The sequence below is a fragment of the Pseudoxanthomonas sp. LjRoot143 genome, from assembly GCF_964252945.1.
In the GTDB taxonomy this organism is placed as follows: Bacteria; Pseudomonadota; Gammaproteobacteria; order Xanthomonadales; family Xanthomonadaceae; genus Pseudoxanthomonas_A.
This window is the reverse complement of the sequence record NZ_CAXUPM020000001.1, coordinates 4,079,104-4,097,197: the sequence shown is the minus strand read 5'-3', so window position 1 is coordinate 4,097,197 and position 18,094 is coordinate 4,079,104. Positions and strand designations below refer to the sequence as shown.

At 66.3% G+C, this 18,094-nt stretch carries 20 protein-coding genes; 6 read left to right on the top strand and 14 right to left on the bottom strand.

Annotation, left to right across the window (positions count from 1 at the left end; all coding sequences use genetic code 11):
• Positions 1 to 10: 10 nt before the first annotated feature.
• The 3 genes from ACSQ1W_RS19645 to ACSQ1W_RS19635 form a co-directional block, all read right to left on the bottom strand.
• Complete coding sequence (locus ACSQ1W_RS19645; protein ID WP_436045632.1) at positions 11 to 406, bottom strand: hypothetical protein; 396 nt, start codon at positions 404 to 406, stop codon at positions 11 to 13.
• Between the two features lie 71 nt (positions 407 to 477).
• Positions 478 to 876, bottom strand: coding sequence for an Imm10 family immunity protein (locus ACSQ1W_RS19640; RefSeq protein WP_436045630.1), 399 nt, complete (start codon positions 874 to 876; stop codon positions 478 to 480).
• A 2,585-nt stretch (positions 877 to 3,461) separates the two neighbouring features.
• A complete protein-coding gene (locus ACSQ1W_RS19635) occupies positions 3,462 to 3,953 on the bottom strand; it encodes a hypothetical protein (protein WP_436045628.1) in 492 nt (163 codons plus the stop codon).
• A 647-nt stretch (positions 3,954 to 4,600) separates the two neighbouring features.
• On the opposite strand from ACSQ1W_RS19635, the gene ACSQ1W_RS19630 reads away from it, so the two are divergent.
• From ACSQ1W_RS19630 to ACSQ1W_RS19610, 5 genes are read left to right on the top strand one after another with little or no spacing between them, the layout of a single operon-like run.
• Positions 4,601 to 5,275, top strand: coding sequence for an ABC transporter ATP-binding protein (locus tag ACSQ1W_RS19630; protein WP_192274165.1), 675 nt, complete (start codon positions 4,601 to 4,603; stop codon positions 5,273 to 5,275).
• On the top strand, positions 5,262 to 6,236 hold the full coding sequence (locus ACSQ1W_RS19625; protein ID WP_436045625.1) for an HlyD family secretion protein: 975 nt from the start codon (positions 5,262 to 5,264) through the stop codon (positions 6,234 to 6,236). The genes ACSQ1W_RS19630 and ACSQ1W_RS19625 overlap by 14 nt, the downstream gene beginning before the upstream one ends.
• On the top strand, positions 6,233 to 7,204 hold the full coding sequence (locus tag ACSQ1W_RS19620; RefSeq protein WP_436045623.1) for an HlyD family secretion protein: 972 nt from the start codon (positions 6,233 to 6,235) through the stop codon (positions 7,202 to 7,204). Before ACSQ1W_RS19625 ends, ACSQ1W_RS19620 begins: the two co-directional genes overlap by 4 nt.
• Positions 7,201 to 8,487: an efflux RND transporter periplasmic adaptor subunit gene (locus tag ACSQ1W_RS19615; RefSeq protein WP_436045621.1), complete on the top strand. Its 1,287-nt coding sequence runs from the start codon at positions 7,201 to 7,203 to the stop codon at positions 8,485 to 8,487. The genes ACSQ1W_RS19620 and ACSQ1W_RS19615 overlap by 4 nt, the downstream gene beginning before the upstream one ends.
• Positions 8,484 to 9,734 carry an ABC transporter permease gene (locus ACSQ1W_RS19610; protein WP_436045620.1) on the top strand — a complete coding sequence of 417 codons (1,251 nt, stop codon included), beginning with the start codon at positions 8,484 to 8,486 and terminating at the stop codon, positions 9,732 to 9,734. Before ACSQ1W_RS19615 ends, ACSQ1W_RS19610 begins: the two co-directional genes overlap by 4 nt.
• A gap of 73 nt (positions 9,735 to 9,807) precedes the next feature.
• On the opposite strand, the gene ACSQ1W_RS19605 is transcribed toward ACSQ1W_RS19610, so the two are convergent.
• The 10 genes from ACSQ1W_RS19605 to ACSQ1W_RS19560 all read right to left on the bottom strand — a co-directional run bounded on the left by ACSQ1W_RS19605 (position 9,808) and on the right by ACSQ1W_RS19560 (position 15,398).
• Positions 9,808 to 10,155 (bottom strand): hypothetical protein, encoded by a 348-nt coding sequence (locus ACSQ1W_RS19605; protein WP_436045618.1) that lies wholly within the window; start codon positions 10,153 to 10,155, stop codon positions 9,808 to 9,810.
• 146 nt (positions 10,156 to 10,301) lie between these two features.
• Complete coding sequence (locus ACSQ1W_RS19600) at positions 10,302 to 10,862, bottom strand: dihydrofolate reductase family protein (protein ID WP_436045616.1); 561 nt, start codon at positions 10,860 to 10,862, stop codon at positions 10,302 to 10,304.
• A 53-nt stretch (positions 10,863 to 10,915) separates the two neighbouring features.
• Positions 10,916 to 11,263: an antibiotic biosynthesis monooxygenase family protein gene (locus tag ACSQ1W_RS19595; RefSeq protein WP_436045614.1), complete on the bottom strand. Its 348-nt coding sequence runs from the start codon at positions 11,261 to 11,263 to the stop codon at positions 10,916 to 10,918.
• Positions 11,256 to 11,780 (bottom strand): hypothetical protein, encoded by a 525-nt coding sequence (locus ACSQ1W_RS19590; RefSeq protein WP_436045612.1) that lies wholly within the window; start codon positions 11,778 to 11,780, stop codon positions 11,256 to 11,258. The genes ACSQ1W_RS19595 and ACSQ1W_RS19590 overlap by 8 nt, the downstream gene beginning before the upstream one ends.
• A 70-nt stretch (positions 11,781 to 11,850) precedes the next feature.
• On the bottom strand, positions 11,851 to 12,234 hold the full coding sequence (locus ACSQ1W_RS19585) for a GFA family protein (RefSeq protein ID WP_436045610.1): 384 nt from the start codon (positions 12,232 to 12,234) through the stop codon (positions 11,851 to 11,853).
• Between the two features lie 45 nt (positions 12,235 to 12,279).
• On the bottom strand, positions 12,280 to 12,705 hold the full coding sequence (locus tag ACSQ1W_RS19580; protein WP_436045608.1) for a hypothetical protein: 426 nt from the start codon (positions 12,703 to 12,705) through the stop codon (positions 12,280 to 12,282).
• A 74-nt stretch (positions 12,706 to 12,779) separates the two neighbouring features.
• A complete protein-coding gene (locus ACSQ1W_RS19575) occupies positions 12,780 to 13,214 on the bottom strand; it encodes a hypothetical protein (RefSeq protein WP_192274154.1) in 435 nt (144 codons plus the stop codon).
• A gap of 130 nt (positions 13,215 to 13,344) precedes the next feature.
• Complete coding sequence (locus ACSQ1W_RS19570; protein ID WP_192274153.1) at positions 13,345 to 13,827, bottom strand: MgtC/SapB family protein; 483 nt, start codon at positions 13,825 to 13,827, stop codon at positions 13,345 to 13,347.
• 57 nt (positions 13,828 to 13,884) lie between these two features.
• The gene (locus tag ACSQ1W_RS19565; RefSeq protein WP_436045606.1) at positions 13,885 to 14,724 is read right to left on the bottom strand and encodes a PhzF family phenazine biosynthesis protein; all 840 of its coding nucleotides are present in this window, start codon (positions 14,722 to 14,724) and stop codon (positions 13,885 to 13,887) included.
• Positions 14,721 to 15,398 carry a YczE/YyaS/YitT family protein gene (locus ACSQ1W_RS19560; RefSeq protein WP_436045604.1) on the bottom strand — a complete coding sequence of 226 codons (678 nt, stop codon included), beginning with the start codon at positions 15,396 to 15,398 and terminating at the stop codon, positions 14,721 to 14,723. The genes ACSQ1W_RS19565 and ACSQ1W_RS19560 overlap by 4 nt, the downstream gene beginning before the upstream one ends.
• Positions 15,399 to 15,458: 60 nt before the next feature.
• Here ACSQ1W_RS19560 and ACSQ1W_RS19555 point away from each other — a divergent pair, with 60 nt between their 5' ends.
• Complete coding sequence (locus ACSQ1W_RS19555; protein ID WP_436045602.1) at positions 15,459 to 16,910, top strand: PLP-dependent aminotransferase family protein; 1,452 nt, start codon at positions 15,459 to 15,461, stop codon at positions 16,908 to 16,910.
• Between the two features lie 10 nt (positions 16,911 to 16,920).
• Here the strand turns inward: ACSQ1W_RS19555 and ACSQ1W_RS19550 are convergent, their stop codons facing one another.
• Positions 16,921 to 17,913 carry a hypothetical protein gene (locus ACSQ1W_RS19550; RefSeq protein ID WP_436045601.1) on the bottom strand — a complete coding sequence of 331 codons (993 nt, stop codon included), beginning with the start codon at positions 17,911 to 17,913 and terminating at the stop codon, positions 16,921 to 16,923.
• Between the last annotated feature and the right edge of the window lie 181 nt (positions 17,914 to 18,094).

Sequence of the window (18,094 nt, the reverse complement as noted above, 5' to 3'; positions counted from 1 at the left end):
GAATGAATTGTTAGCCCTCAACCAAGATTTTGCGAAACAGCTCTTTCGCGTGCACATCAGAGACCTTCCCTGCTTTGACCCAAGATTCAATTCTCTTCTCATCGAAGGTTGGCTCTGCAAGTTGTATCTGGCGCACAATATCCTTGAATACATCCTGGCCGAAGGCATCGGCTTTGGACAGCCACTCGATCACTTCGGGCGCTACATGTCCGGAGTGGCTCGCCTTGTACAAATCGATGGCTCGTTGCAGTGAGCCATTGGAATTGTTGGCCTTCGAGTAGAGGTGCCAGTTTTGGGAGCGCAAGTACTTTTCCAGCTTTCTCTTCTCAGAGCCTTGGTATAGCGCGAAGCCTAGCCCTGCCAAACCAACTACAAGCCCTGCAACTCCAAGAAAATCAATGTCCACGCGAATCTTCCATTGAGGGCTAACGCCTGAATTAAGCCGACCCGCGAAGCGGGTTCGGCTTGAATGAACTGTTAGGCACCGGCCACAATCAGGCAGCCGCTGCCGACGAATATGTTGCCGAGAGCCTCTCGCAGCACCAGGAACTCGCTGTGACTTAACTGAAAGGAAATGGATAGGTGCTCCATGCCATCCAGATCCACAGCTGCCTGTGGCTCGAATGAGACCTCAACCCCGGTTGGGCTAAGCAAGAAGCGCGAGATACCACCGTAACCGGACATGCCCTGGTCACACCACTCGACGTGATAGGTGTCCATGCCTAGGGCGCGGTCCTGCTCATCATGATCGAGGGCTCGCTGGAGCATTAGGTAGAAGCGAGTGTCGAACTTTTGATCGGCGAAGCCAACGAGATGAAACTCGCCGTCAGGCTGCTCCGTCACCATGCATTTTGCTTCGAACGCAAAGCTGCTCATTCCGGTGCCTAACGCCTGAATTAAGCCGACCCGCGAAGCGGGTTCGGCTTGAATGAATTGTTAGGCCGCATGCCCAATCACTCCAAGCGCCAGTCGACGATGAATGTTGGGTCCGCAGACTCTGCGCCCCTAGCCTTAGTCTCTTGATGTCGCCGGCTCACCCGCCTGTTTGCGAGATCAATCCGCAATGTTACGTCCGCGACCTTTTTTTCCGAGATTGCAACCACTGAAGCATCAGACCAAGACTCAATTCTGTACTCGCCAAGCACTGAGAATAGAAGCTCGCCAGGTGCGCGCGGATTGTCATCAGGCGTCAACAGCACTGCGACCGCTTCCACGCAAGACATCCTGCGCTTAGTGCAGATGATCTCAGCCGTGTTTACCCTGGCAAGTAATGGCGCGTCCAATGTTTGATCCGTAACCCATCTACCAGAAAGGCGAACAACATCAGCATTCGCGTCAAAGGCAAATGGCATGGATCGAACGCTGTCGTCTGCTTTAGCGCAGCCAGAGATAAACAGAGAAAGCAAGATCGCAAACCAACAGCGCATCGATGTCTCCTGCGGTCTAACGCCTGAATTAAGCCGGCCCGCCCAGGCCAACTGTCCGATCAATGCCGTAACGATGCGGGCTCGGCTTGAATGAATTGTTAGGCTGCTGCCCCACCTGTCCAACGCACGATGAGTCCAGTAGCCCGAAGCTCTTGAACCAAGGCAGCAGGATCAATGCCGATCTTGCCAAGTTTGTTTGTCCTGAAGCTGATGCCTCCAGGCGAATTGAGGATTGCATGTGACAACTCAGCGCTATCCTCGCGCCCAAACCCAGACCTGATAAGGGCGCCCTCAATGTCCCCGACTACGCCACTGGCAAGTTCGATTGTCATGTAAGCCATGATGCCCGCCTCAGCAGCCTAACGCCTGAATTAAGCCGTGCCGCGAAGCGGCATCGGCTTGAATGAATTGTTATACGCCACGGTACGCCCGAAGCCCGGCGGCTGCAACGACGCACGCAAGGCCGGGGAACCGATTGTCACCCAATGCAAGCCAAAGCCACGGAGAGGCCCGGTGGAACCGAAGCCAGGGCGATGCAATCCGAAGGCATAACACCCGCTTGCCTATGCGCGAGGCAAAGAACGATCCGACGCAGCACTGCGTGAGCGCAACAACGAAGCGATGACCACGAAGCCGCAAGCGGCGCGCACACGATGCTGGAAGAAGCGAGCTGTGCTGAAGCGCGAGACCAATGAGCGGAATATTGCCAGTGACTGGCGATGCAACCGCAATGAACCGCCGCCCACGTATAACGCCTGAGTTAAGCCGCGCCGCGAAGCGGCGTCGGCTTGAATGAATTGTTAGGCCCGCTGGTATGGAGTAGCAAGGGCATGTCCTACCTCTGCGCTGTTGTCAGACTGCTTGGCAATGCAGTCTCTCACGTACTGAGCCATGGGCTGATCTGGGTCGAGCCAAGACAGTCGAGCCAACTGCACCAGCACCCCCGAGTCGGGATGTTGTTTGAGCCACCACTGGAAGGCACCATGACGGTCGTGCTCAGACGCATCCTCATGTCCCGGCTCGTAGCCGGAAAGCTGCACAGCCGCCAGCTCTGATGGGATGAGGTTCCATGCTGTCCATTCGGGCGGGAACTGCATAAGCTTTAGCCAGTCACTGTGCGTCATACGATCTCAGCGGGCCTAACGCCTGAATTAAGCCGCGCCGCGAAGCGGTGTCGGCTTGAATGAATTGTTAGAAGGCATGCCTACCACCGCAGCGGCGACGGAAAGACATGGGGCGCTGCAATCATGGTTGCCCCGAGGAAAAGAGATGCAATCACCGCCCACTTTGCAAGCTCACTGTCATAGGACTTTGTAAACATCAGGAGCAAGAAGCTGGTTGGTGCTAGGACATCCATCACGACTTGGACTGGATGAGTAAGGTTCACTGACACGGCCAGATAGATGCATAGAGCGGCACCGAATCCGCAGCCTACCCTGACGCTGAAATGGATCTTCCGTGAAGACCTTTGGGTCGTATCCATGTCTTCTAACGCCTGAATTAAGCCGCGCCGCGAAGCGGCGTCGGCTTGAATGAATTGTTAGGCCGCTGGCCCTGATATGCCAAGTCCTGCGACCACGAATGCGACGGCTTGCTCAACACTGCCCGCTGTGAGTCGATCAGCCGACCCTGAGCTTTCAAACAAGAAGGGACAAGTGCCGGAACAAGACTCAAGTTGCACCTCAACGTCAGTAGCTGGATGGCGGAATAACCACAAGCCGTCGTCGTCAGCGCCGGGATGTAAGACAGTCAGCTGCGTTGCTGAAATGTCAGGGTGTGCCAGATGCAGATGAGCAATGATCGCGTCAATGTCCCGCACACTTTCTCCTGCGGCCTAACGCCTAATAGACCCCAAACAGGGGTAATAACGCGGATGTTCACTTTCCGCCCCATACCCGTCAAGTCAGCTCAGGCGTTGCGGGGCAAGGGTCTTGCGGTGGTCGCCGGGCTGAAGGCGGGAAAGCGTCATGTGCATTCTCGTCATGCGCGTTATCACCGCAGGACACGGTGATAACGCGTTTGTGCGTATCAACGTCACCCTTCCCCGGCTGGCGGCTCCGCTCCCTTCACGGCGGGTCCGCGGCGCGGTGATCGGGCGAAGCGGGCGGCGAGTTCGCGCTTCGTCGTATCCAGGCCTTCGCGCTGGCCGGCGACCTTGAGGAAAGCGTAGGCCTCCAGGGCGGCGATCATCAGGTCGCTGCCGAGGGCGGTTTCGGTGTCGGCCATGCGTTCGTACAGCCGGGTCAGTTGCGCCCGCCATGAGCGCAGCTGTTCCAGCGCGAGCAGGTCGCGCTGGCAGGCCTCGTCGTCGAAGCCGCGCGGCATCAGCTCGGGATGCTGGTGCGCCGTCTGCAGCGCCCGTCGGCAGAAGGCTTCGGAGTTGCCGCCCATCTTGGTCAGGTGCCGGCGCTGCCGGGGCGTGAGTCCTACCAGCCCGGCGAAGCGCTGGTCGAGCGTGTCGAGCGCGTGTTCGATGTCGGCCACGGCGTCGGCCGCGAATGCGATGTCCACCAGGTTCTGACGCATCGTCTCTCCTTGTTCGTCGGTCAGGATCCGCCGCGTTCCTGCGGCCTGCGCAGCCTAGCGCGTCGCGCGTGGTCCAGCGCATGCGACGCAACAATGTGAGAACGTGACGTCTGGAAGCACACCGGCCTCGCGTGCGACGCGATGTGTCACGTTCCGGACGCGGCGCACCGCGTCGGCCACGCGATACACGACGTTCGGAACGCCATGCCTCGCGTCGGGAACGCGGCGTGCCGGGTTACCGCATGTCAGCCCCCGCGTTCGCGACGCCGAGCACCGCGATGCCAACCCGGTCCTCCATGCGGCGAACGCGACAGCCCGCGTCGTCGGCGCGGTATCCCGGGTGCCGGTACACGGAGCGTCGCGTTTCCGACGCCGTGTACCGCGTTCCGGACCCCGCACGCCGCGTCCGGCACGCGAGGTGCGGCCCACCGAACACCACCTGCCGCGTCGCCCACGTGGCGCGTCCCGTTCGCGGCTCGGCGTGCCGCGTCATCGGCATGACGTGGCGCGGTTGCAACCTCGCGCGTGCATCTGGGATGCTCGCCGTCCGGCCATCAGGACGGTCGACCCGCACCCGCATCGCCTTCCATGGGGGAACCTTGGCGGATTGCGGTGGTCGACAGGTACGAAGGAACGAAGGGGACACGATGATCGAGTTGCAGGGCGTGCAGCGCCACTACGCCATGAGCGGGCAGACGGTGCGCGCACTGGCGGGGGTGGACCTGCACATCGGCCAGGGCGAGTTCGTCGCCATCACCGGCGCGTCGGGCTCGGGCAAGTCCAGCCTGCTGAACATCCTCGGCTGCCTGGACCGTCCCAGCACCGGCACCTACCTGTTCGAAGGCCGCGACGTGGCCACCTTCGACGACGAAGCCAGCAGCGACCTGCGCAACCGGCGCATCGGCTTCGTGTTCCAGAGCTTCCACCTGCTGCCGCGGCTGACCGTGCTGGAGAACGTCATGCTGCCGCTGCGCTTCCACCGCCAGCCGCCGCCGGGCACGCACGACCGCGCGGTGGCCCTGCTCGACCGCGTCGGCCTGGGCGAGCGCCGCGACCACCGACCCAGCGAACTGTCCGGCGGCCAGATGCAGCGCGCCGCGATCGCCCGCGCCCTGCTGCTGCAGCCGGCGCTGCTGCTGGCCGACGAACCGACCGGCAACCTCGATTCCAAGAGCGCCGCCGACGTGCTGGCGCTGATCGACGAAGTGCATGCCGGCGGCCAGACCGTGGTGCTGGTGACCCACGACAACGACATCGCCGCGCGCGCCCCGCGCCAGGTGAAGCTGCGCGACGGCAAGGTGGAATTCGATGCCCTCCAGTAAGACGTACGTGATCGCGCTGGCGCTGGCAGCCATTGCGCCCGCGCATGCCGTGGTGCTGACCGGCGAAGTGCGCGCTATCGATGCGCAGCAGATCCTCACTCCGCAATCGAACAGCGCACCGGTGGTCATCCGCTATTACGTGCCCGAGGGCGAACGGGTGAAGAAGGGCGAGGTGGTGCTGCGCATCGACCCCGGCCAGTCCGCCAGCCGCATCCCCGACCTGGAAGCGCAGATCGAGCAGGGCCGCGCCAAGGACGCCAAGGAAGTCGCCGAACTGCAGGTCAAGGCGGTCACCGCCGAGATGGCGCTGGTCGATGCCGAGGCCGAACTGGCCACGGCGAAGCTCGATGCCACCATTCCGCCGGACCTGATTTCCGCCCTGGACTACGACCGCTACCAGGGCGAACTGGACCGCACGACGCGGGAGGTCGCACTGAAGCGCAAGGACCTGGACGCCGCGCGCACCGCCGTGCAGCGGCGCATCCACGACGGCCGCCTGCAGATCGACAAGCTGGTGCTGCAGCGTGATTACCACGCTGCGCTGGTGCGCACGTCGGAAGTGGTCGCCGACCGCGACGGGGTGGTGGTGCATGGCTTCAACAACAACTGGATCGGCGGACGCATCGACGAGGGCTCATCCACCATGCCGGGCAGCAAGGCCGGCGAGGTGGTCAGCAGCGGACGCATGAACGTGCGTGCGTGGGCGCTGGAGTCCGACCGCCGCGGCCTGGGCGTCGGGCAGCCGGTGGAGCTGGCGTTCGATGCGGTGCCGGGGAAGAAGATCGGCGGGCGCATCGCCTTCATTTCCGGCGCACCCGACCGCCGTCCCGAGTGGGGCGAAGGCCGCTACTTCACCGTCGACATCACGCCGGACGACCACGCGCTGGCCCTGATGCCGGGCATGAGCGTGCGCGTGATCGCGAAGCCGGCGGCCGCGCCGGCGCAGGGGAAGGCACCATGACCTTGCGCGTATCCATTCTTTCGCTCGCGCTGGTCGCCGCCATGCCACTGGCGCATGCCGCCACCCTGCGCGTCGACGGCGAGGTGTATGCCCAGCGCAGCGCACAGCTCGTGCCGCCGGCGGTGGACCGCATGTGGCAGTTCAACCTGACCCAGCTCGCACCCGACGGCAGCACGGTGAAGAAGGGCGACATCGTGGTCGCCTTCGACACCAGCGACCTGGTGCGCCAGCTGGCGGAGAACCAGAGCCTGCTTCAGGAGAAGAAGCGCGAACTGGAGAACCTGACCCTGGACGTGGCCGAACGCGAGCGCAGTCAGCGGCTGGCGACCGCCGAGGCCGAGGCCGAACGCGACAAGGCCGGCCGCAAGACGCAGCAGCCACGCGAGCTGATCGCCGCGCTGGAGTACGACAAGCTGGTGGAGGACCGCCGCCGCACCGAGCGCCGCGCCCTGCTCGCGCAGCAGGCCGAACGCGCCGCCACCGAACAGCGCCGCGCGGAGCTGCAGCTGGTCAACGCGGAGCTGCAGCAGGCGCAGGCCGATGTCACCCGCCTGCAGGCATCGATCGCCGCCCTCAGCCTGGCGGCGCCGCGCGACGGCGTGATCATGCACAAGAGCAACTGGAACGGCGAGAAGTTCGATGTCGGTTCGCAGGTGTGGCGCGGCCAGACCGTGGCCGAGATCCCCGACCCCGCCACGCTGGCGGTGCGTGCGCAATTGCCCGAGCGCGACCTGCAGCGGGTGAAGCAAGGCGTGCGCGCGCGCATCGTGGTGGAAGGCGGCGGTGGCAGCGCGTACCACGGCAGGGTGGCCGGGGTGGGCCGCGCCGTGCGCAGCAAGTCGCAGGTGCAGCCGGTGCCGGTGCTCGACCTGGAGATCCGCCTGGACGACGCGAAGGCGAAGCTTCGTCCCGGCCAGGCCGTGCGCGTGGAGCTGACCGTGCCCGATATCGCCGGAGGTGCGAAATGAACCGCATGACACGACGCGCCGTCGTGCTGGCGCTGGCCATGGCGCTGGCCGCCTGCGGCAGCGACGAGATGCCGGTCGCCAGCGAGACCGTAGCGCAGGGTCCGCTGACGATCAGCGTGCGCGGCGAGGGCGAGCTGCGTTCGGCCAAGCCCACGCCGTTGACCGTACCGGGCAAGAACTGGGCGCAGCGACAGGTGGTGGAGATGGTGCCGGAAGGCAGCCTGGTGAAGAAGGGCGACGTGCTGGCGCGCTTCGTCTCGCCCGAGGGCGAACAGCAGTTGGCGCAGGCGATGATCGATCTGCAGCGCAACGCGCTTGCGCGCGCCGCGAAGGAAAGCGGGCTGGAATCCACCCAGGGCCGCGTGGAGGTCGACCTGTCGCGGGTGGCCGTGCAGCTTGGCATCGCGCAACGCTATGCCGACGCCGACCTCAGCACCGTCGCGCGCAACCAGGTGCTGGATGCGGTCGAGGACAAGGAGTACCTGCAGGTGCGGCAGGGCGTGCTGCAGTGGCAGCGCGACCAGTCCGGCGTGCGCGGTGGCGCCGAACTGGCGGTGCTGGACGCGCAGCGCGCCACCTTCGACATGACGGCGAAGACGCGGCGGGACGACATGGACGCGCTGGAACTGCGCGCACCGAACGACGGCGTGCTGCTGCTGGCGGCCAACTGGTCGGGCGACAAGCCGATGGTCGGCGCCAACCTGCGCGCCGGTTTCGAGTTCGGCAGCCTGCCCGATACGTCGGCGATGGAGGTCGAGATCGACCTGCCGCAGATCGAGGCGCAGGGCGTGCAGGCGGGCGATGCGGTGGTGCTGCATCCGCTCGGCCGCCCGGACCAGCGCATCGACAGCAAGCTCTCGTGGGTGGCCAGCGCGGCGAAGGTACGCAACCGCGAGAGCCCGGTGAAGTTCCTGTCGATGCGCGCGCCGGTGCCGGCCGCCGCGATCGAACGCTACCGGCTGATCCCCGGCCAGCGGTTCGCCGCGTCGGTGGTGCTGCTCGATGCGAAGGAGGCGATGGCGGTGCCGAACGTGGCGATCGAACAGCGCGACGACCGCCATTGGGTGCAGGTGAAGCAGGGCGGCGACTATGTCGCACGCGAGGTGACACTGGGCGTGCGTGGCACGGCACGCTCGCAGGTGGTGAAGGGCCTGAAACCCGGCGACCAGGTACGGCTGTCGCAAGTCGAAGTACCCGCACCCGGTGACGACGCCGACGACAAGGACAAGACCGACGCCGAAGGCCACGAAGCCGACGCCGCCGCTGAAGGAAAGACCGCATGACCGGCCTGTTCAACCGCCTGCCCACCGTCTGGCGCGAAGCGGTGGAGGAACTCTGGCGCCGTCGCCTGCGCACGCTGCTGACGCTGCTCGGCATGATCTTCGGGGTGGGCGCGATCGTGGCGATGCAGGCGGTCGGTGAAGGCAGCCGGCGCGAAGCGCTGCGGCTGGTCGAAGGCCTCGGCCTGCACAACCTGATCGCCGAGGCCAAGCCGCAGGACGAGGACACCATGAAGGAGACGCGCGAGCGCAGCCTGGGCCTGACCGTCGCCGACGCGGACGCCGCGCTCAGCGTGGTGCCCGGCGCCGAGCGCCATGCCGCCGAGAAGCAGGTGCGCACGCACACCGTCTTCAGCGACAGCGGCCGCAGCGACGCACAGGCCAGTGGCGTGAGCGCCAGCTGGTTCGACCTGTCGTCGCTGAAGATCGCCCAGGGCCGTGCGTTCACCGCGGAGGACGAAGCCGCGCTGGCGGCGGTCGCGGTGCTCGGCCACCAGGCCGCGGCGGACCTGTTCCCGAAGGGCGATGCCATCGGCGGGCTGATCAAGGTCAACCATGTTTGGCTGGAAGTGGTCGGCGTGCTGACCGACCGCGATCTGGGCCAGGACGATTTCGAAGGCGTGCAGCTGGGCTCGGAGAGCAACCGCATCTACGCGCCGCTGGCGAGCGTGCGCGCGCGCTTCCGCTTCCAGCCGCAGGAGGACGAGGTGGACCGTTTCCTGCTGCGCCTCGACGATCCGCAGCGGCTCGCCGCCGGCGCCGGCGTGCTGTCGGCGGTGCTGGACCAGCGCCACGCCGGCATGGCGGACTACCAGCTGATCGTGCCGCAGCAGTTGTTCCAGCAGCACCAGCAGACGCAGCGCATCTTCCAGGTGGTGATGGGCGCGATCGCCGGGGTCAGCCTGCTGGTCGGCGGCATCGGCATCATGAACATCATGCTGGCCAACGTGCTGGAGCGGCGTCGCGAGATCGGCCTGCTGCGCGCCCTCGGCGCGCGCCGCCGCGACGTGATCGCACAGTTCCTGCGCGAGGCCACGGTCATCTGCATCGCCGGTGCGGTGCTGGGCCTGGTGTTCGGCGGCGTGCTGGCCTACCTCATCGCCACGTTCGCCGGCTGGCAGGTCGCGTGGGCCCCACTGCCTATCCTGCTATCGGCCGGTTTCTGCGCCGTGGTCGGCCTGGGCTTCGGCGTGTATCCCGCCCGTCAGGCGGCGCAGCTGGATCCGATCGCGGCGCTGCGGCACGACTGAGCCTCAGGCCAATATCGATGCATGCATAGGATGAATGGAGCCGAAGGCGGCTACTCGAGCCTCGTCCGCAGCATCAATCGCGCGCGGGCTCGGCGGTGATGGTGGACACGCGGTCGGCCAGGGCGATGATCTCCTCGGCGGTCATGCCCGACACCTTGTCCTTGATCCCGGTGATGCCGAGGGTCTGCAACGCCGGATCGCGCGCCGCATCGTGGGCCGAGTGCGTGCCGGCCAGGTTGATCTTGAGCATGGCCAACGCGAGCTTCTGCTTCTGCTCGGGCGAGGCCTCCTCGTGCATGGCCTTCCAGCTCGCCTCGGCGGTGGCGTCCGTGGAGGCATCGAGCCGTAGCGGCTCCTTCGCGCCCACCGACGGGATGGCGAGCAGGCCGGCAAGCACGGCCCATCCAAAACGGTGTTTCATCCTGTTCCTCCTTGAGTGCCCCTCGTGGGCCTCGCAAGCGTAGCAGCCTGCGGGCGAGGGATTTCATTGCCGCGCCTATCAGAGGTGCCGGTCACGGATTGACCGCGCTCGGCTGCTACCCGTGAACAGGCTCCGATGCGTTGTGGCTACGTCAACGCACGTCGATAGTGCATCGCCACCGCGCCGCAATGCAGCGGCGTCGCAGAGACGCGTTCGAGCCGTCGCGCGCCCGGCAATCCTTCCGGGTACAGCGTCGGGCCATGGCCGGCGATCCTGGGGTGGACGAGGAAGCGGTACTCGTCGATCAGGTCGAGCCGGTCCAGTGCGTTGGCCAGCAGGCCGCTGCCGAGCAGTACGCCGTCCGGTGTCGCGTCCTTGAGCGCCTGCACGCCGCTGCGCAGATCGCCGGCGATGCGGTGGCTGTTCGACCAGGGGAAATCCGCGCGCGTCGAAGACACCACGTACTTCGGCTTGTCCTGCAGCTTGTCCGCCCATTCGCGCAGGGCCGGCGGCGCATCCACCTCGCCACGGGCGACCGCCGGCCAGTAGCTTTCCATCATCTCGTAGGTGACGCGGCCCCACAGCATCGCGCCGTGCTCGTCCATCAGCCGGGTGAAGAACGCATGCGTCTCGTCGTCCGCGATGCCTGCTTCGTGGTCGACGCAGCCATCGAGAGTGAGGTTGAGACTGAAGGTCAGGATGCCCATGGCGTGCTTCGTTCCGGAGGCTCGTGGTTACGCGATGCGGCACGACGCCGGGATCACCTCGATGATGCGTTGGCCCGCAACGCGGACACCGGCACCAGCTGGTCCTCGATGGGATCGAGCGGTATCTCGGGGAGGAACTCGATGATGCATTCCATCATGTCCGCATGCGCCGAAGGATGTACGGAGGGCAGCGCGAAGGCGTCCGACCGCGGCTGCGCGCTTTCCCATTGCGCATACGCATACCAGATGCCGTCGGCGCCCTTGTGCAAGCGCGATCCCAGGCCGCCACGCTGCGAGCGGATGAGCGATGTCAGCGTGGACCAGGCCGCGATGTACTTCGCTTCCTTGTCGGGATGCACCTTCGCGCGGTAGATCACGCAGAACCCCAGTCCATCAATCATTCCTGAAGCTCCTTGATCCTGGATTCGCAATGAATGCGTGGATAGGCCGACCCGCAAGACTACTTCGCTCTGGGCGGACGATGGATGACAAGCCAGCACCCAACAGCTCAAGCATCGACGGCTCCCACCGTCTCGATGGTGCGCAAACAGCGATATGGGCCGGGCCTGCACCATTTGCGACTACCAGGACACTGTCGCCTGGCAGAAGACGCGTCTCGTCACGGAAGTTAACCTCTACGTCGGTGTCATGGGCCCGATAGAGATTGTTGGTGAACAGAGACGTCACGAGTGCAGGATCGCCTTTCAACGTTCTCCGGACTTCATAGGAGTACTCGACACGATACTCGTCTCCGCTTTGGAGCGTGCCGAACGACGCGCGCGACCTCGCGCTTACGACCGTGGCGACAAAGACAATTCGCGCGTTGCTGACCTGCTCGGCCAGCGGAGGATCAATACAGGTGATCGCCAGCGCCGGCTGGCAGAGGATCGAACAGCAGAGGATGAGAAGCCGTTTCATGGAACTCCACCGTCCAATTGGCCAGAGTGAGAAGCGGATCTGGCTCGGATGAAAGATGAGCGACGCACCTTCAATCGATGAACGTCCACGTATCCGCACCATCGAAGCGCCTGACGACCAGGGCGTCCACGAGGCCCGGATCGAAGTTGCGCAGGTTCACGCCGTGCCGGGCGCCGGGCGTCGGATCCAGCGGCTCCCAGTGGGTGACGATCCCGCAGGTCCTGCAGCGGACGTTGCGCAGGGTGCGATCCCCCCAGACGTAGTCCTCGGTGTTCCCGGGATGGCCTTGAATCGTGACGGTGCCGAAGTCGTAGAACGCCCAGATCCCCCCCGTGCGACGGCACAGCGAGCAGTTGCACGTCAGTACCTCTACCGGCACGGCGGGGAGCGTGAGGCGGACGGCACCGCAATGGCAGGTGCCTTCAAGCGAGGGGGCTGGAGATTCGTGGCTCATGGCCGGCGTCCTGGTTCGTGTCTCCGGGCGGTGCGAGGACGCGGGTCACTTGGCAGGCGGTGGCGGTGCTTCTGCCAGCGTTCCCGTGCTGTAGTGGCCGCCTGCGGCTGCGCAGTCGATGTCGCGCGCGGGCTCCCACTTGATCGCGGTACCGGTCACGACCGGCCTCACGAACCGCCAGGGCCAGAAGCCGAAGCGTTGGGAGCCGTTGTAGTGGATGACGGCATCGGCACCCGCTGCCTTGGCATCGGCGATGACCATGGGAAGGATGTCGTTGACGCTGCCGTAGCTGCCCTTCCCGTACTTCAGCTTCCTGAGCGTGGTGTAGGTGTGGTCAGCGGGCGGCGTACCGGTGAACAGACAGATACCGCCGCCCTGGCTTTGCGGCTCAGGCGCAGGATCGGCGGTCTGGGCGTTGCAAAGTTGCGAGGCGCAGACGAGCGCGACGCCGATCATCGTTTTTACGAGCATGGTGGAATCCCCTTTCCGTTGGTGTTTCTGCGTTGATGAAACGGCACACGACGCGTCACTCCCCTGACGACGGTTCAAGCCGCGCCGCGAAGCGGCGTCGGCTTGAATGAATTGCTCGGCTCGCGGCCGATGAGCCTGAGCGCCACTCGCCTCACGGCCGACGTGGTGTGGACCATCGCCAGAAGTGCGTACAACAGCGCCTTCTGTCCACGCCGACGGATCACGAAGACATGCATGTGCAGGTTGTGGCGCTTGCGGACAAATCCACCGCTGTGGATGATCACGAATGAGTGGGCATTACCCGTGACGCTGTCCGACAACTCGTGCGCCTGGGCCATGAAGAAGCCCATGACCGAATGATCGATGCTGGGATGATCCGGATCGGACGGCTCGTGGCAGAGCACAAAGCAGTGCTTGCACAACGGCATTGCATAGGAAACGAGGAAGCACTCTCGCTCGGAATATCCCGCCGGGACAGTGATCTTCCTGCGTCTCACGAGAAGGTTCATGGGTGCGCCTGACCCTTGGTGGACCCCGATACAGGGCGACAACGTGGATGTTCATCGCCGCCCAATAGCGCGTCAAGACACAAAAACATGCGGGTGGCCGCTTCCGCGGCGTGATTCCACTGCCCCAACGTCAACCTGCGGCGTCTTCGTTCCCGGACCCACCCCGCGACACGCGCCGCTCCATCCACGCCAGCACGGACAGCACGGCCAGCGTCAGCAGCGTCGCAAGCAGGGCCAACCAGCCGTGACCGAAACCGACCGCCACGCCGATCACCGCGACCATCAGCAGCGAAGCGGCGGTGGTGATACCGGCGACGCCGCGGCCGCGCTGGGCGATCATCGTGCCGGCGCCGATGAAGGCCACGCCGGCGATCACCGCTTCCACCAGGCGGAAGGGATCGATCTGCACGCGCTCTTCGTTGTGCTGCGCCTGCGCCAGCATCATTTCACCCATGCCGGTGAGCATGGCGGCTGCCGCCGCGACGAGCGTATGGGTACGGAACCCGGCGGGCCGGTCCTTGATTTCGCGCTCCAGACCGATAACGCCGCCCAGCAGCATCGCGAACCCGATGCGCGCGACTACCGACACCTGCGCTTCCCAACCATCGAACATGGCACGACCTCCTGCATCGATGCTTCCATCGGGGCAGTCAAGGCGGTGCGAAGGCGGTCAGCCCGCGACGATCTCCACCGCCGCTCCGCTCACCCGCACGCCGTCGCGCACGTCGGCGGGAACCTCCACGTCCAGCAGGCTCGGGCGACCGATGTCGTGGCCCTGGTGGACAACGAAGACGCGGCTCGCGGGGAGCAGGTCTTGCGATGCCAGGTAGGCACCGAGTGCGGCCGCCGCGGCGCCGGTCGCGGGATCCTCCACCACACCGCCCGGCGGGAACGGATTGCGTGCGTGCAGGGTCTGCGCGTCCTCGCGCCAGACCAGGTTGACCGTGGTCCAGCCGCGCGCCTTCATCAGTGCAGCGAGCGCATCGAAGTCGTAGTGCAGGTCGGCAAGGCGTGCGCGCGTGGCGGCCGCGATGACCGGATGCCAGGCACCCGCATACGCGAGCCCCGGCGGCAGGTGGGGATCGAGTTCGTCGTGACGCCAGCCGAGCGTTGCCAGCAATGCGCCGAGATCCGCCGCATCGATCGGTGCGGTGCGTGGCGGCACGCTGGTCAGCGTGGCGGTGAAGCCGGCATCGACCGTCACCGGCACGCGTCCGGCCTGCGTATGCAGCACGAAAGTGCCCGGACCCTGGTCGCGTGCCTGCGCCACCATCGCCGCGATCGTCGCGTGCCCGCAGAAGCTCACTTCCGCCAGCGGACTGAAGTAGCGCACGTCGAGTTCGCCATCGGCGCGCGGCAGCAGGAAGGCGGTTTCCGAGTAACCCAGATCGGCGGCGATGCGCTGCATGGCGGCGGCGTCGAGCCCACGCGCATCCAGCACCACGCCGGCGGGATTGCCCCCTTCGGGATCGGGGGTGAACGCGCTGTAGCGCAGGATCGTGGGGGTCATGGTGTTTCTCCGACGACCGCGGTGGGCGGATCCAGACGCACCACCAGATAGCGCAGGAACAACTGCGTCAGTGGCCCCACGCCGAAGGCGAACACCAGCGTGCCCACGCCCGCCACGCCACCGAGCAGCACGCCGATCACCAGCACGGTGACTTCGATCAGCGTGCGGATGCGGCGGATCGACCAGCCGGTGCGGCGGGCCAGGCCGGTCATCAAGCCATCGCGCGGGCCGGGTCCCAGCTGCGCGCCGATGTACATGGCGGTGGCGACCGCGCAGAGCACCACGCCGGCCACCAGGTAGGCACAACGCAACGGCAGACCTTCCGGCGTATCGAGCAGGGCCAGATTGAGATCGGCGAACGGACCCAGCAGCAGCGTATTGGCGACGGTGCCCAGGCCCGGCATCTGCCGCAGCGGAATCCATGCCAGCAGTACGGCCACCGCGGTGAGCACCATCACCATGCCGAATGACAGCGGCACGTGGTGCGAGACGCCCAGGTGGAAGACATCCCACGGCGACGCGCCGACGGCGCCTTCGATCATCAGCGCAATGGCCAGGCCGTACAGCCAGAGTCCGACGAGGAGGCGCAGCAGGCGTTCCGGCAGGCGGCCGGCCTTCAATTGCGCGAGGGGGCCGAGGTTGGCGAGTCCGGTGGGAGTGGTGGGCGGTTTCATGGGGCCACCATCCTCCGGATTGGCCCTTTCCACTAGAGCCAATCGTGACATAGTGGCCCCATGGAACGCGCATTGGCCCCTGACCGTCTCGCCACGCTGGTCGGCGACTTCCCCCGCACACCCGCCTACCGTGGCCTGCGCGAGGCCCTGCAGGAACTCATCGGCGACGGCCGGATTCCGTTGGGCATCCGCCTGCCCAGCGAGCGCGCCGTCACCCAGGCGCTGGGCGTGTCGCGCAACACCGTCACGCGCGCGTACGCGGACCTGGTCGCGGCCGGCTTCGCCACCGCCCGCCAGGGCGCGGGCACGTATGCGGCCGTACCGGTCGACCGGCGGCGCGCGCATGACCATGCCCTGCATGCGGTCGGCAAGGCGCATGCGATGGAGGGCGTGATCGACCTCAACTGCGCCGCCGGCGGCGCCACGCCGGGGGTTGCCGCCGCCTATGCGCGCGCAATGACCGCCCTGCCCGCCTATCTGGCCAGCGACGGCTACCTGCCGTCGGGCCTGCCGGCGCTGCGCGGACTGGTCGCGGCCGACTACGCGCGCCGTGGCCTGCCCACCGCGCCGGAACAGATCGTGATCACGTCGGGCGCGCTGTCGGCCATCGCCATCGTCGCGCGTGCGCTGTCGCGTCCGGGCGACCGCGTGATGATCGAATCGCCGGTGTACTCCAACGCGATCGAAGCGCTGCGCCTCGGCGGCGCACGACTGGTCAGCGCGCCGATGGCCGATCCGCTCGGCGACGAGGGCTGGGACGTGGCCGCGATCGAGGCGACGCTGCGGCAGACGGCGCCTCGCCTGGCTTACCTGATTCCCGATTTCCAGAACCCCACCGGGTTCCTGATGCGTGACGCGCAGCGCGCCCGCTATGCCGCGGCCCTGCACGCGACGCGCACCACCGCGATCATCGACGAGACGCTGCAGTCGACCTGCCTGACGGACGCGCCGATGCCCGCGCCGTTCGCGGTGCATTCGCCCGGCGCCTATACCGTCGGCGGCGCATCGAAGCTGTGCTGGGGCGGCCTGCGCGTGGGCTGGATCCGCGCACCGCGCGACGCCGTCGACCGCATCGTCGCGGCGCGCGTGCAGATGGACCTGGGCAGCTCGCTGTTCGACCAGCTGGTGGTCGCGGAAATGCTCGGCACCGACAGCTTCCTCGCCGTGCGTCGCGAACAGCTGCGGCAGCGACGCGACGCGCTGGCACAGGCGCTGCACGAACACCTCCCGGACTGGCGCTTCCGCCTGCCCGATGGCGGCCTGACGCTGTGGGTGCGGATGCCGCACGGCAGCGCCACGCAACTGGCCGCCGACATGGAGCGGCAGGGCATCTACCTGGCGCCCGGCCCGGTCTTCAGCGTGGAAGGCGGCGCCGACAGCTGGCTGCGGATTCCCTACGCCAAGCCGGAAGAACAGCTGGTGCAGGCGGTGCGGGCGATGGCGGCGACGTGGGCTGAACGCCCGCAGGACGGGGGCATGCAGCAGCGACGCTCGAAGCGGCTGATCGCCTGACGGTGACCCGTCAGCGCGTCGCGGCTGGGCTTCCGGTGAGCGCCGCGCGGTACTGCGGATCGTCCGGTTGCCAACCCGCGGGCGGCAGGATAGCGATGCCGTTGGCTTCCAACTGGCGCTGCATGGCAGCCAGTTCGCCATCGCGCAGGAACACGTCGATGTAGTCCTCCGGCATCCGCCGCGCATCCGCCGGACGCTGGTACAGCTGCATGATGCTTTCGTGGACCCAGGCGAAACGGCGCAGGCGTTCGCGAGCGATGTGGCGCTCGGCAGCGGTGTCGGCCCATTCCACCAGGCGTGGCAGCGAGATGGCGGGGAACAACAGCGTCGACGTGTCATCCGCCAGCAGCGTGTAGAGCCGCTTGCAGGCGGACAGGGTGTCGGCCGGCAATCGACCGACCTCCGCACGGCATCGCTGCGTGATGGGATGCAAGGCCGGAATGGCGATGGCGGCATTCATCGCCATCACCACGGCATCGGGCATGTCGTGCGGCGTGGCCGCGCGCCCCAGCATGAAGTCCTCGCCGATCGCCGCTGCCAGGGCAGGATCGAGCGGGGGCATCGGGATCTGTCGCAGCGTCTCGGCCATCAGCAGGCCCGTCTCGTTGGCACGGGAACGGTATCGCGTCGCGCGGGTCGCGGCCTGCCAGTACCGCTCGGCCGACACGGTGTCGTTGCGCTGGACGGCATCGGCGTAACGGGTGAGCAACGGTTCGGCATTGCCGGGGTCGGCCGCGATCACGCGCTCCAGCAGCACCTCGCGGTCGCACCTTGCGTCCGTCTTCGCGCAGGCGTTGAGCAGCGCCCAGTCCACCAGCGGATCGTCGCCGCGACTGCCCGAGTACGCAGCCTGGATCCATCCGCGCGCCAATCGCCAGGAGGCCGCTGCCGGCCGGCCCGCTTCGTCGTACTGCATCGGCCACAACCAGCCCGCGACGAGCAGGTCGCGCGGCGTGCCGCGCGCCGCAAGGACCGCAGATGCGTCTCGACATTCGCGCGCCACGCGTCATGCCAGGCCTTGCTGGCCGCCGCGAGCTGCGGATCGGATTCGACCCGGCCCGGCACCTCCGGTGGCGGACCCTCCTGCGCGAGTGCCGGCAATGACGCGGACACGGATGCCAGCAACACCAGCCACAGACCTACCCTGCCCGCCTTGCGCATTGCCCACTCCTGTCGGGAAACGA